11 protein-coding genes are annotated in these 13,982 nt (G+C 60.5%); 5 read left to right on the top strand and 6 right to left on the bottom strand.

Going from position 1 to position 13,982, the window contains the following annotated elements; all coding sequences use genetic code 11:
* Window positions 1-78: 78 nt before the first annotated feature.
* Window positions 79-1,386 (bottom strand): ABC1 kinase family protein, encoded by a 1,308-nt coding sequence (locus B6S08_RS04975; protein WP_094199638.1) that lies wholly within the window; start codon window positions 1,384-1,386, stop codon window positions 79-81.
* Between the two features lie 71 nt (window positions 1,387-1,457).
* Here B6S08_RS04975 and B6S08_RS04970 point away from each other — a divergent pair, with 71 nt between their 5' ends.
* Window positions 1,458-1,970 (top strand): hypothetical protein, encoded by a 513-nt coding sequence (locus B6S08_RS04970; RefSeq protein WP_094199637.1) that lies wholly within the window; start codon window positions 1,458-1,460, stop codon window positions 1,968-1,970.
* 469 nt (window positions 1,971-2,439) lie between these two features.
* Entirely contained in the window at window positions 2,440-2,706 is a 267-nt protein-coding gene (locus B6S08_RS04965; RefSeq protein WP_094199636.1) for a DUF1496 domain-containing protein, read from the top strand.
* A 3-nt stretch (window positions 2,707-2,709) separates the two neighbouring features.
* Here B6S08_RS04965 and yfaE read toward each other — a convergent pair whose 3' ends face one another.
* From yfaE to ubiG, 5 genes are all read right to left on the bottom strand, one after another.
* Entirely contained in the window at window positions 2,710-2,973 is a 264-nt protein-coding gene (gene yfaE / locus B6S08_RS04960) for a class I ribonucleotide reductase maintenance protein YfaE (RefSeq protein ID WP_370462301.1), read from the bottom strand.
* A 5-nt stretch (window positions 2,974-2,978) separates the two neighbouring features.
* Window positions 2,979-4,112, bottom strand: coding sequence for a class Ia ribonucleoside-diphosphate reductase subunit beta (nrdB, locus tag B6S08_RS04955; RefSeq protein ID WP_094200550.1), 1,134 nt, complete (start codon window positions 4,110-4,112; stop codon window positions 2,979-2,981).
* A 116-nt stretch (window positions 4,113-4,228) separates the two neighbouring features.
* Complete coding sequence (gene nrdA / locus B6S08_RS04950) at window positions 4,229-6,505, bottom strand: class 1a ribonucleoside-diphosphate reductase subunit alpha (protein ID WP_094199634.1); 2,277 nt, start codon at window positions 6,503-6,505, stop codon at window positions 4,229-4,231.
* 339 nt (window positions 6,506-6,844) lie between these two features.
* Complete coding sequence (locus tag B6S08_RS04945) at window positions 6,845-7,519, bottom strand: HAD family hydrolase (RefSeq protein ID WP_094199633.1); 675 nt, start codon at window positions 7,517-7,519, stop codon at window positions 6,845-6,847.
* Between the two features lie 5 nt (window positions 7,520-7,524).
* Window positions 7,525-8,223: a bifunctional 2-polyprenyl-6-hydroxyphenol methylase/3-demethylubiquinol 3-O-methyltransferase UbiG gene (gene ubiG, locus B6S08_RS04940; RefSeq protein ID WP_094199632.1), complete on the bottom strand. Its 699-nt coding sequence runs from the start codon at window positions 8,221-8,223 to the stop codon at window positions 7,525-7,527.
* 150 nt (window positions 8,224-8,373) lie between these two features.
* On the opposite strand from ubiG, the gene gyrA reads away from it, so the two are divergent.
* The 3 genes from gyrA to hisC all read left to right on the top strand — a co-directional run bounded on the left by gyrA (window position 8,374) and on the right by hisC (window position 13,877).
* Window positions 8,374-10,983 (top strand): DNA topoisomerase (ATP-hydrolyzing) subunit A, encoded by a 2,610-nt coding sequence (gene gyrA / locus B6S08_RS04935; protein ID WP_094199631.1) that lies wholly within the window; start codon window positions 8,374-8,376, stop codon window positions 10,981-10,983.
* Window positions 10,984-11,117: 134 nt separating this feature from the next.
* On the top strand, window positions 11,118-12,200 hold the full coding sequence (gene serC / locus B6S08_RS04930; RefSeq protein ID WP_094199630.1) for a 3-phosphoserine/phosphohydroxythreonine transaminase: 1,083 nt from the start codon (window positions 11,118-11,120) through the stop codon (window positions 12,198-12,200).
* 576 nt (window positions 12,201-12,776) lie between these two features.
* Complete coding sequence (gene hisC, locus B6S08_RS04925; RefSeq protein ID WP_094199629.1) at window positions 12,777-13,877, top strand: histidinol-phosphate transaminase; 1,101 nt, start codon at window positions 12,777-12,779, stop codon at window positions 13,875-13,877.
* The last annotated feature ends 105 nt before the right edge of the window (window positions 13,878-13,982 follow it).

The following is a 13,982-nucleotide window of genomic DNA, read 5'->3' as shown; positions in this document are numbered from 1 at the left end:
CTCGATTTGCTGGTAGGTTGTCATTCAACTCCCTACTGTATATGGGGCCATTACCCTTGGCAATGGCCCCGCCGGTTTTTACAGCCAGGGCTGCAACTGCCGGCGCATATTGACCTGGGCGCCAAGGCGCGCCGCCAGCAGATAGAGGCCTCCTATCTTGCGATGCAGAAACAGCGCATCGGCGGGCGGGCTGTGCCAGTAATCCTGTCGCATGCTGAGTGCGGTGCCGGCGTCGCGCAGGCGCCGGGCCAGGCTGCTGTGGCCAAAGTCAAAGGGGGCGTCCTGGTGCAGCGGCTCGCAGGCCAGTTGCACCATGTGAATCACCGCCTGCTTCTGCTCGGGAATAATATGCTGGCTGAAAAAGCCGATGTCGCTCAGGGCCAGCTCCATGGCGGAAGTATCCTGGTGCAGGGCGGCGGCAAACAGGTGGCGGTACCCTTGCGCAAAACCGGAGGCGTATTCCCGGGTGGCGCCAAAGTCGAGCAGCACCAGCCGGCCTTGATGGTGGAAAAAGTTGGCGAAGTTGGGATCGGTCTGTACCAGATTGAATTCAAACAGCTCGCGAAACAGCAGCTCAAACAACAGCGCCATCAGCCGGTTGCGCACCGGCTGGGGTTCATTACTCAGGGTTTCAATGGGGCTACCTTGCACATAACTCATGGCCAGCAACCGGCCCGTACTGATATCGGTACGCACCCGTGGTAACACAAAGCGGTCATCATCACCCAGCAGGGCGTTGAAGCGCGCCAGCTGGCGCGCTTCCCGGTGATAGTCGGCTTCGGCGTGCAGTTGCTGTTTGGCTTCGTCGAGCAGCCCCTGATAATCGACCCCGGCGGGCACCAGGCCACTGAGCCGCAGCAGGCTGGCGACATTGTTCACGTCACTGTCGATGCTGCCGGCAATGCCGGGGTATTGCACCTTGACCGCCAGCGCCTCGCCATCGTCGGCCCAGGCCCGGTGTACCTGACCGATGGACGCCGCCGCCAGGGGACGAAACTCGAAATGGGCGAAGTGGCGTTGCCAGTCGGGCCCCAGTTCCTGCGTCAGCATCCCGGCCAGCTGAGGGGAGGGCATGGGCGTACCCTCTGCCCGCAGCCGGGCCAGCAGGTCGGCCAGCTCCGCGGGCAGCAGTTCGCCGGCGTCCATCGACAGCAGCTGGCCCACCTTCATCGCCGCCCCGCGCAAACGGGCCAGCTGATCGCCCACCCGGCGGGCGTTGGGGGGGATCAGCAGCAACTCCCGAGCCGCCGGGCGCTCTCCCCTGACCAGGCGGCGGGCGCCTTCGCTCAGCATGCCACCGGCCACCCGGGTGGCCAGTGATGCCAGATGGCCCATGCGCGCCAGCCGGTGTGCAGGGACTTTACTCCCCTTGTCGTCGGTGCTCATAATGTCTCCTCAAAGATGATGGGCACACAGACCGAGAAACGGCCATTTCCATTCGAATTCAAGGGCTCCCCATGATCCATCCCAACCCTTTGTCGATACCCAGGAACCCCCTGCACAGGGGCGCAGGCTGGCTGGCGCTGTGTTTGATGCTGGCCGGTTGCGCCGGCCCCCAGGAGCGAACCCTGGCCCGCCTGGAGCGCATTGCCGACGCGGTGATGGCCGCGCCCTGTGACGCTCCTCGCTATGATTACCGGCTGGTGGACAACGCCCATGTGCCAGGGGTGACCGACCAGGTTGAAATTCTGCGTTGTCCCGGACTGGAAGCCCGCACCTATTGGTCCCGGGAAAGCGCCCGGCCCGGCGGCCTGCCGGTGTTTTTGCTGCTGACGCGGCCGCACCCCGGGCTGCCGGCATTTCTACAGCCGGGCAGCCCGGGAGAAGGGCTGGAGCGGCAGCTGGGCCGGCCCACGGAGCGGCACGCGGATTACTGGCGTTATGGTTCGGTGGAAACCACGGAGGCGGTGACCATCTCCTGGCGGGACGGGCGCATTCGGCAGCTGCGCTGGGAGTGGTATCTGGACTGAGCACATCAAAAGGGCGCCGTGGCGGCGCCCTTGCGGTAACTGCCGGCGGGATTATTCGGCGTTGGTACGTTTGTCCCGCTTCTCCTGGCGTTTTTCCTTCAGGGTTTTTCGGGCTTTCTTTTTCACTTTTTCCTTGCTCATGATGTGGCTCCGTGGATTTCTCGCCCACAAAAAGGTGCCGTTTTCCTTTCTGGAGGGCGCAAAATGTCGTGATGACGACAGAGTGACTACATGATCACGGCAAAACGACTACTTCAAGGCGATGTCTCCCTTATCAGCTGCCCGATGGCAATACCAACAAAACAAACCGGCTTAAAGCGCTGCCATGTCGCTTCATGGCGTTGCAAGTGACTAAAAATGAAGAAAAAAGCTATAACCACGTTAGCCGGGGGCAAGCGGAAAAGCAAGCCTCGGGGCGGGTGGCGGTGCTACCATAAAACCATCTGTGTCATTGCGGGAGAGCAACATCATGAAAAGGCTGCTGTGGGGACTGTGCTGGGGGCTGCCGGCGCTGGCCGGTGCCGAAACCATTACCACCGCCCCGGTGGAGCTGAACATTGCCGCCGGCATTGAGCCGGTGTGTTATTACGCCGACAAGCGCTATTCCCGAGGGGCGGTGATCCAGATGGGACAACAGTGGTTTGTGTGCGCGAAGGAGAAGTCGTTTGAGCAAAATGGCCGGCTGAGCTGGCAGCCGTTTGATCCCAATGCCGGCGAGGCCGGCAAAATGCGTTGAGGCTCAGGCCTGTTTTTTGACTCCGAGCAGCGGCACGTCAAGCAGCACCTCGCCCTCGGGCCGGCAGCAACAGGGCAGTACTTCGCCGCTGGCCACAAAGGCCAGCGGCGTTTCCGGGTAGCGCACGCAGCCCTCAAGCAGGGGGGTACGGCAGGCGCCGCAGTAGCCCTCGCGGCACTGATATTCCACCGCGTGTCCGGTGCGTTCCAGGCCGTCGAGCAGGGTTTCCCCCGCCCGCAGTTCAAAGCTGAGATCGCGCGTGCGCACTTTGCTCACAGTTCAAAGTCACCCAGATCGTCGTGGCTCACATGGGAGTCAATCTGACCCACCAGATAGGAGCTCACTTCCACTTCCTGGGGCGCCACCTGCACATTGTCGGATGACAGCCAGGCGTTGATCCAGGGAATCGGGTTTTGCTTGGCGCCTGCAAAAGCCGGCTCCAGACCCACCGCCTGCATGCGCAGGTTGGTGATGTATTCCACGTACTGGCACAGAATGTCCTTGTTCAGGCCGATCATGGAGCCGTCCTTGAACAGGTATTCGGCCCATTCCTTTTCCTGAATGGCGGCGGCCTTGAACAGCTCAAAGCACTGCTGTTCGCAGTCTTTGGCGATCTGCGCCATGTCTGGATCGTCGTCACCGCTGCGCAGAATGTTAATCATGTGCTGGGTGCCGGTTAGGTGCAGGGCCTCGTCCCGGGCAATGAGTTTAATGATCTTGGCGTTGCCTTCCATCAGCTCGCGCTCGGCAAAGGCAAAGGAGCAGGCAAAGCTCACGTAGAAGCGAATGGCTTCCAGGGCGTTGACGCACATCAGGCACAGGTAGAGCTTTTTCTTCAGCTCATACAGGTTGATCAGCACCTTGCGGCCCTTGATCTCGTGCTCACCTTCGCCGTAGAGGTGATAGAAGTTGGTGTATTCGATCAGCTCGTCGTAGTAGTGGGCGATATCCTTGGCGCGTTTCTGAATGTGCTCGTTGGCCACGATATCGTCAAAGACCTTGGCCGGATCGTTGACGATATTGCGAATAATGTGGGTGTAGGAGCGGGAGTGGATGGTCTCGGAAAACGCCCAGGTCTCAATCCAGGTTTCCAGCTCGGGAATGGACACCAGCGGCAGCAGTGCCACGTTGGGGCTGCGACCCTGAATGGAGTCGAGCAGGGTCTGGTATTTGAGGTTGCTGATGAAAATGTGCTTTTCGTGATCCGGCAGCGCCTGGTAATCAATGCGGTCCTGGGACACGTCCACTTCTTCCGGACGCCAGAAAAAGGACAGCTGCTTTTCAATCAGCTTTTCAAAAATTTCGTATTTCTGCTGATCATAACGGGCCACGTTCACCGGATTGCCGAGGAACATGGGCTCTTTCATGTGATCATTCTGAACTTGACTGAAAGTGGTGTAAGACATTTTTTTCATTCCGCAAAGACAAGAGCGCAGTGCCGCTCAACCGCCTGGGGCGGTATCAGCGACGCTGCGCACGGCGGCGGGAGCAAACCCGCCGCGAGTTATTTCAGTAAGGCGCCTTAAATCTTGCAGGCGCCGCCGGCGCAGCCGTCATCTTCCTGCAGGTCGTTCTGGGCGTCTGCCGCACCGTCACGGGTGTTGTGATAGTACAGGGTCTTGAGACCGAATTTGTAGGCGGTGAGCAGATCTTTCAGCAGTTGCTTCATCGGCACCCGGCCGCCGTCAAAGCGGGCGGGATCGTAGTTGGTGTTGGCGGAAATGGCCTGATCCACGAATTTCTGCATCACACCCACCAGCTGCAGGTAACCGTCGTTGGACGGCATCTGCCACAGCAGCTCGTACTGGCTCTTGAGGCGCTCATACTCTGGCACCACCTGCTTGAGAATGCCGTCTTTGGACGCCTTGACCGACACCAGGCCACGGGGCGGCTCGATGCCGTTGGTGGCGTTGGAGATCTGGCTTGAGGTCTCGGACGGCATCAGCGCGGTCAGGGTGCTGTTGCGCAGACCGGTGGTCTTGATCTCTTCCCGCAGGGTTTCCCAGTCCAGGCGCAGCGGCTCCTGGCAGATGGCATCGAGATCCTTCTTGTAGGTGTCGATGGGCAGCACGCCCTGGGCATAAGTGGTCTCGTTAAAGGCCGGGCAGGGGCCGAATTCCTTCGCCAGCTGTACCGAGGCCTTCAGCAGGTAGTACTGAATGGCTTCAAAGGTCTGATGGGTCAGGCCGATGGCACTGCCGTCGGAGTACTTGACGCCGTTTTTGGCCAGGTAGTAGGCGTAGTTGATCACGCCAATACCCAGAGTACGGCGGTTCATGGAGCCTTTTTTGGCTGCCAGCAGGGGGTAGTCCTGATAGTCGAGCAGGGCATCCAGGGCGCGTACCGCCAGATCCGCCAGGCCTTCCAGATCTTCCAGTTTGTCGATGGCGCCTAGGTTAAAGGCCGACAGGGTGCACAGGGCGATTTCACCGTTCTCGTCGTTGATGTCCATCAGCGGCTTGGTGGGCAGGGCGATTTCCAGGCACAGGTTGCTCTGGCGCACCGGCGCCACTTTGGCATCGAACGGGCTGTGGGTGTTGCAGTGATCCACGTTCTGCACATAGATACGGCCGGTGCCGGCACGCTCCTGCATCATCAGCGAGAACAGCTCCACCGCCTTGACGGTGCGCTTGCGAATGCTGTCGTCGGCTTCGTACTTGACGTAGAGCTCTTCAAATTTGGCCTGATCCTCAAAGAAGGCGTCATACAGGCCGGGCACGTCGGACGGGCTGAACAGGGTAATGTCGCCGCCCTTGATCAGGCGCTGGTACATCAGGCGGTTGATCTGCACGCCGTAGTCCATGTGGCGCACGCGGTTTTCTTCCACGCCACGGTTGTTTTTCAGTACCAGCAGGGACTCTACTTCCAGGTGCCACATGGGGTAGAACAGGGTGGCGGCACCGCCACGTACGCCGCCCTGGGAGCAGCATTTGACCGCGGTCTGAAAGTGCTTGTAGAACGGAATGCAGCCGGTGTGAAAGGCTTCGCCGCCACGAATGGGGCTGCCCAGGGCGCGAATGCGGCCGGCGTTGATGCCGATGCCGGCGCGCTGGGACACGTAACGCACGATGGCGCCGGAGGTGGCGTTAATGGAATCCAGGCTGTCGCCGCACTCGATCAGCACGCAGGAGCTGAACTGGCGGGTAGGGGTGCGCACGCCGGACATGATGGGCGTGGGCAGGGAAATTTTGAAGGTGGACACGGCGTCATAAAAACGGGTGACGTAGTCCAGCCGGGTCTCTTTCGGGTACTTGGAGAACAGGCAGGCGGCCACCAGCATGTAGAGGAACTGCGGGCTCTCGTAGATGTCGCCGGACACCCGGTTCTGCACCAGATATTTGCCTTCGAGCTGCTTGATGGCGGCATAGGAGAAGTTCATGTCGCGCTCGTGGTGCAGGCGCGCATTCATGGCCTCGAATTCCTCGCGGCTGTAGTCGGCCAGAATGTGCTGGTCGTACTTGCCCATTTCGGTCAGGCGCACCACATGGTCATGGAAGTGGGGCGGCTCGAACTCACCATAGGCCTTCTTGCGCAGATGGAACATGGCCAGGCGGGCGGCCAGGTACTGGTAGTCCGGGCTCTGCTCGGAGATCAGATCGGCGGCGGCCTTGATGATGGTCTCGTGAATGTCTTCGGTGCGGATACCGTCATAGAACTGGATGTGGGAGCGCAGTTCCACCTGGGACACGGATACATTGTCCAGGCCCTCGGCGGCCCAGGTGATCACCCGGTGGATCTTGTCCAGATCGATGGGCTCCTTGGCGCCGGAGCGTTTGGTAACCAGCAGATGTTTATTCATGAGATGGACCTTCTCCCAGTGGTGTTGTGTTGCTCGGCAAATCCCGTGCGTCCAACCACCCTATATAGTGTGGTCGTGGTGCGGAGGAAGCACAACATATAGTTGTCGTTGAGTGGAATGGGCACAATATAGTGGGTTGGTTCACGATTCTCAAGCCGCCCCGGCACTGGGCAGCTTGTGGATAATCTGTGTGAAATACACCGATGTTTGCGTTTACTAACTGGTGTGCCGTTGGGACTCTGGCATTGGCAAAACACTGTCTTTTTTGTGGCCGGCGAAAAACTTTTTTTTAAATATTTGGCTTGCAAAAATGACCGGCTTGCGGATCCGCGGGATCTTTCAGCAGGGGGCGTCAAATGCCCCTTTCAGCCAGTGGCTGAGTGCATCAACCGAGTCCATGACGGCCCCGGCCTGCCAGCGGTGGGGATCCTCACCCGCCGACACATAACCCCAGCCCGCGGCCAGGGTGGCCATGCCGGCGGCCAGCCCCGCCTCGATGTCGCGACGGTGATCGCCCACATAGACACAGTGGTCGGCTTTCACCCCCAGGTGCGCGGCGGCATGCAGCAGCGGCGCCGGGTGCGGCTTTTTATGGGCCAGGGTGTCGGCGCTGACGGTGACGCCACACTGCGAGAACAGCGGCAAGGCCGCCAGCAGCGGCTCGGTGAGCGCCGCAGGCTTGTTGGTGACTACCCCCCAGGGAATGGCATTCTGATTGAGCCAGCCCAGCAGCTCGGGCACGCCGGCGTAAGGCTGGGTGTGGTGACACAGGTTTTGACGGTAAAAACCGAGCATGCGTTCCCGTAACCGATCCAGCCCGTGCTGCTCAATCATGGCCTGCGGAATGCCGGCCCTGAGCAGGGCATAGGAGCCGTCGGAGGTAGTGCAGGCCAGCACCTCGTCGGACAGGGCGTTGAGGCCAAGGCCGGTGATCACATGGTTGGCGGCGGCGCCCATGTCGCCCGCGGTGTCGAGCAGGGTGCCGTCGAGGTCAAACAATACCGCCTTGAGCATGCCGTTTACTCCGGTTTGATGGCGTGAACCATGTAGTTGACGTCTGCATCATGGCTGAGCTTGAAGTCGCCCTGCAACGGCCGGTACACCACGCCCTGAATGTCCTTTACCACCAGACCGGCGGCCTCGATAAAACGGCACAGCTCGGCGGGGCGAATGAATTTGCGGTGATCATGGGTACCCTTGGGCACCATTTTCAGCAGGTGCTCGGCGGCGCCGATCATCAGCAGCCAGGCCTTGGGATTGCGGTTGATGGTGGAAAACACCAGGTTGGCGCCGGGTTTGGCCAGCCTGGCGCAGGCGGCCACCACGGAAGCCGGCTCGGGCACGTGCTCCAGCATTTCCATGCAGGTGACCAGCTCATACTGGCCGGGCTGCTCTTCGGCCATCTGCTCGGCGGTGGCCTGGCGGTAGTTGACGCTGACGCCGCTTTCCAGGGCGTGCAAGCGGGCCACTGCCAGGGGTTCCCGGCCCATGTCGACGCCGGTCACCTCGGCCCCTTCCCGGGCCAGGCTTTCACTGAGAATGCCGCCGCCGCAGCCGATGTCGATCACCTGCTTGCCAAAGAGGCCGTCGGCCTTGTCGGCAATCCAGCCAAGGCGCAATGGATTGATGTTGTGCAGGGGCCTGAAATCCCCCTCCAGATCCCACCAGCGAGAGGCCATGGCCTCGAATTTGTCGATTTCCTGTTGATCTACGTTCATGAAACTGCCTTGTGCCTGGGCGATTGGGGTACCCATTATAACCAAGCCGGCAGGGGTCGCCAGCTTCACTGCTCCCGTCGGGCCGGAACTGTGCTAGAATGGCTCGCTTTTTAAAGCCATATAATCAATAACCTGGGGACAAGGCTTGCTATGACCGATTTGGCCCGAGAAATCATGCCGATCAACATTGAGGAAGAGCTGACGCGCTCCTACCTCGATTACGCCATGAGCGTGATCGTGGGGCGTGCCCTTCCCGATGTTCGAGACGGCCTGAAGCCGGTGCATCGCCGCGTGCTGTTCGCCATGAACGAGCTCGGCAACGACTGGAACAAACCTTATAAAAAGTCGGCCCGTGTGGTGGGCGACGTAATTGGTAAATATCACCCCCACGGCGACAGCGCGGTATATGACACCATAGTGCGCATGGCACAGGACTTTTCCATGCGCTACACCCTGGTCGACGGCCAGGGCAACTTCGGCTCGGTAGACGGCGACTCCGCCGCCGCCATGCGTTATACCGAAGTGCGCATGGACAAGATTGCTCACGAGCTGCTGGCGGATCTGGACAAGGAAACCGTCGACTGGGTGCCGAACTATGACGGCACCGAACTGATCCCGGCGGTGATGCCCACCAAGGTACCCAACCTGCTGGTGAACGGCTCTTCCGGCATCGCCGTGGGCATGGCCACCAATATACCTCCCCACAACCTCAACGAGGTGGTGGATGGCTGCCTGGCATTGATCGATGACGAGCACATCAGCCTCGATCAGTTGATTGAGCTGATCCCCGGCCCGGACTTTCCGACCGGCGGTATCATCAACGGCAAGTCCGGCATTCTCGATGCCTACCGTACCGGTCGCGGCAAGATCTACGTGCGCGCCCTGGCGGAGATTGAAACCGACGAGAAAACCGGTCGCGAGACCATTATCGTCTCCGAGCTGCCCTATCAGGTGAACAAGGCCCGGCTGATCGAGAAAATCGCCGAGCTGGTCAAGGAAAAACGCATCGAGGGCATTTCCGCCCTGCGCGACGAGTCCGACAAGGACGGCATGCGCATCGTGATCGAGGTGCGCCGGGGCGAGGTGGGTGAGGTGATCCTCAACAACCTGTATGCCCAGACCCAGATGCAGACCGTTTTCGGCATCAACATGGTCGCCCTCGACAACAACCAGCCGCGCACCTTCAACCTGAAGGAAATGCTGGAGTGCTTTATTCAGCACCGCCGCGAAGTGGTGACCCGTCGTACCGTGTTTGAACTGCGCAAGGCGCGGGACCGGGCCCACATCCTGGAAGGCCTGGCCATTGCCCTGGCCAACATCGATCCGGTGATTGAGCTGATTCGCCGCTCGCCGACCCCGGCGGAAGCCAAGGCCGGCCTGCTGGCGCAAGGGTGGGAGCTGGGCAACGTGGCCAGCATGCTGGAGCGTGCCGGTGACGACGCCGCCCGCCCGGAATGGCTGGAGCCGGATTACGGTATTCGTGACGGTCGCTATTACCTGACCGAACAACAGGCCCAGGCCATTCTGGAGCTGCGTCTGCACCGCCTGACCGGCCTTGAGCACGAGAAGATCCTGGATGAATACAAGGCGCTGCTTGAGCAGATTGCCGAGCTGCTGCACATTCTCAACAGCAGTGCCCGCCTGATGGAAGTGATTCGGGAAGAGCTGGAGGCGCTGAAAGAGCAGTTTGGCGACACCCGCCGCACCGAAATCACCACTTCCAGTGCCGAAATCAACCTGGAGGATTTGATCACCCAGGAAGACGTGGTGGTGACCCTGTCCCACCAGGGTTACGTCAAGTACCAGCCGCTCACCGACTACGAGGCCCAGCGCCGTGGCGGTCGCGGCAAGTCGGCAACCCGCATGAAGGAAGAAGACTTTGTCGAGCGCCTGCTGGTGGCCAACACTCACGACACCATTCTGTGCTTCTCCACCGCCGGCAAGGTGTACTGGCTCAAGGTGTATCAGTTGCCGGAAGCCAGCCGCACCGCCCGTGGCCGCCCCATTGTCAACCTGTTGCCGCTGGACGAGCACGAGCGCATCACCGCCATTCTGCCGGTGAAGGAATATGCCGACGACAAGGCGGTGTTCTTTGCCACCCGTCAGGGCACGGTGAAGAAAACCGAGCTGACTGCCTTCAGCCGGCCGCTGGCCTCGGGCATTCGCGCCATCAACCTGACCGAAGGCGACGAGCTGATCGGGGTGGACATCACCGACGGCGACAACGAGATCATGCTGTTCTCCGATGCCGGCAAGGTGGTGCGTTTCCATGAAGATCAGGTGCGCGCCATGGGCCGTACCGCCACCGGCGTGCGCGGTATTCGCCTGAGCGACAACGACAGTGTGGTATCGCTGATCGTGCCGCGAGGCGAGGGCGCCATTCTCACCGCCACCGCCAATGGTTACGGCAAGCGTACCGCCCTGGAGGAGTACCCCACCAAGAGCCGGGCCACGCAGGGTGTGATGTCGATCAAGGTGAGTGACCGCAATGGTGCCGTGGTAGGGGCCATTCAGGTGGACGAAACCAACGAGATCATGCTGATCACCAACGGCGGTACCCTGGTGCGTACTCGCGTGTCGGAAGTGAGCCTGATCAGCCGTAACACCGCCGGCGTGCGTTTGATCCGCACCGGAGAAGACGAGCAGGTGGTAGGGCTGCAGCGCATTGAGGAACCGGAAGACGACGAGCCGATCGAAGGCGAGGAAGGGCTGGACTCCGGGGCGGCGGATGACGCTGCTGCACCGGCCACCGACGAGTAACAAACATGAGGCCTGCGGGCCTCTTTTTTGTGCTCTGGATCGGATTTTGCTTTGACTTGGCGCTCAAGCGCCGTGTAAAACGAGAAAGCGCCGGTGTTCGGCGCCAAACAACTTAGCAGGTTAACTCAGGGAAAATGGGAAAGATGGTTTACAACTTCAGCGCAGGTCCGGCCATGTTGCCGGTTGAGGTCATGCAGCGGGCACAGGCCGAGTTTCGCGATTTTAACGGCTTGAGTGTGTCGGTGATGGAGCTCAGCCACCGCGGTGCCGATTACATGGCGGTAGCGGCGCAGGCCGAGCGGGATCTGCGTGAGCTGATGCAAATCCCCGACAACTACAAGGTACTGTTCCTGCAGGGCGGCGGACGCGGCCAGTTTGCCGCCGTGGCGCTGAACCTGATGGGCAAGAACGCCAAGGCCGATTACATTGTTACCGGTCAGTGGTCCCGTTCGGCGGTAGCCGAAGCCGAGAAGGTGGGTACCGTCCGGGTGCTGGACGGCTTTGAAGCCGGCGAAGGCCCGCGCAAACTGGCCACCAGCTGGGATCTGGATCCCACCGCCGCCTATGTGCACTACTGCCCGAACGAAACCGTGGAAGGCATTGAGTACGACTTTATTCCCGATACCGGCGATGTGCCCCTGGTGGCGGACATGTCGTCCACCATTCTGTCCCGTCCGGTGGATGTGAGCAAATTCGGCATTATCTATGCCGGCGCCCAGAAGAACATTGGTCCGTCCGGCCTGGCGGTGGTCATTGTGCGTGACGACTTGCTGGATCAGGCTTGCCCCAATGTGCCCGCCATCATGGACTACGCCGCCATGGCCAAGGCCGACTCCATGCTGAACACCCCGCCCACCTATGCCTGGTACCTGGCCGGTCTGGTGTTCCAGTGGCTGAAAGAGAAGGGCGGTGTGGAAGCCATTGGCAAGCAGAATCAGGCCAAGGCCGAGCTGCTCTACAGCTATGTGGATACCAGCGACTTCTATGAGAACCGGGTTCACTCCAGTGCCCGCTCCTGGATGAACATTCCATTCCAGCTGAAGGATGAGTCCCTCAACGAGGTCTTCCTGAAGGAAGCCAAGGCCGCCGGCCTGCTGGCGCTCAAGGGCCACCGCATCGTGGGCGGCATGCGTGCCAGTGTGTATAACGCCATGCCCATTGAAGGCGTACAGGCCCTGGTCGACTTTATGGACGACTTCGCCAAGCGCAACAGCTGAACCAGCCTACAATGCGAAGCAGCAGCGCGGTTGCACTCCGCCGACACGCTTCCATGAATGACACTCAGCAGTGAACCCCGCTGCGAACATAGTTAATGTTCGGTCGGGATTCACTGCTTCGTCACGGCGAGCAAGCTCGCCCCATGAGCGCTCGGCAAATGCGTCTGACCGCCAGGGATGGCGGGAATGCCGAAAATGCAGGAGCAACTTTTCGGCCATGGCATTTGACGGTCGGCTACGGCAATCCCCACTGCTGCTTCGTGAAGCTTTAGAATTGCCTGTTTGCCGTAGGTTGGTGATGAGCGCAGCGAATCCCAACAGCTAAGTCGGCAGGTTAAAAAAGAATACAGCGCCGTTTTGGAGGGGCTGGCTACGGCCTGAAGCCTCGGGTTGCAGAAAAATTCGTATTTCTCTGCTGTCACTCCCGCGCAGGTGGGAGTCCAGTGCGATATGTCATGGATCTCCGCCTCCGCGGAGATGACGGCTTTATCATGGAAATTAAAATTGTCAGTAGCCGTCACTTCAGTAGGCGGGCCTTGCGGAGCAAGGCATTAACAACACATACAAGGAGCCAACGTGAGTATTGATTTTCTGGCCCTGGCCAACCCGGGGGTACCGGGTCTGCATCCTTATCAGCCGGGCAAGCCGGTGGAAGAGCTGGAGCGTGAGCTCGGCATCAGCCACAGTGTCAAGCTGGCATCAAACGAAAACCCGCTGGGCCCGGGCCCCAAGGCCATTGCAGCCATTCAAAAAGCGCTGCCGGAGCTGGCCCGCTACCCGGACGCCAACGGCTTTGCCCTGAAAACGGCCCTGGCCGGCAAGCTGAAGGTGAACACCGATCAGCTTATTCTGGGCAACGGCTCGAACGAGCTGATCGATCTGCTGTTCCACACCTTTGTGGGCTCGCAGCAGGAAGTGGTCTATTCCCAGTACACCTTTATCGTTTACGCGCTGGCCACTCAGGCCCATGGTGCCAAGGCGGTGGAAGTGCCGGCGGTGGACTGTGGCCACGATCTCGACGCCATGGCGGCGGCCATTACCCCGGCCACTCGGCTGGTGTGCATTACCAACCCCAACAACCCGACCGGCACCTTCCTCGGCAAGCAAGAGGTAAAGGCCTTTATGGAGCGTGTGCCGGCCCATGTGCTGGTGGTGCTGGATGAAGCCTATACCGAGTATGTGGGCGAAGACGAGCGCCTGCCGTCCATCGACTGGCTGAACGAATACCCCAACCTTATCGTGTCTCGCACCTTCTCCAAGGCTTACGGCCTGGCGGGCCTGCGGGTGGGTTACATGGTCTGTCATCCCGAGCTGGTGGCGGTGCTGAACCGGGTGCGTGAGCCCTTTAACTGCAACAGCCTGGCGCTGGCAGCGGCGGAAGCGGCCCTGAACGACGACGCCTACCTGGCCGAGGCGGTGGCGCTGAATAATCAGGGCATGGCCATGTATGAAGCCTTCTTCAACGAGCGAGGGCTGAAATACATTCCTTCTCGAGGCAACTTTATCACCCTGGATTTGCAGCGGGACGCCGGCCCCGTCTATCAGGCATTGCTGCGGGAAGGGGTGATAGTGCGGCCCATTGCCGGCTACGGCCTGCCTACCTGCCTGCGTATCAGCATTGGCCTTGAAGCCGAAAACCAGCGCTGCATCGAGGCACTGAAAAAGGTACTGGACTAAGCCGGTGCCTTCGGGGGACAGAGCAGACTCAGTGCCGCCCTGTCCTCGACCCATCACTGCTCACGGCAACCGGGCAAGTCGCTTGCCCTGACCGGCCCGCCCTGA

Origin of the sequence: Oceanimonas doudoroffii, from assembly GCF_002242685.1 — a bacterium.
Lineage (GTDB): Bacteria > Pseudomonadota > Gammaproteobacteria > Enterobacterales > Aeromonadaceae > Oceanimonas > Oceanimonas doudoroffii.
The sequence above is the reverse complement of the archived record's forward strand: the minus strand, read 5'-3'. Positions and strand labels throughout refer to the sequence as shown.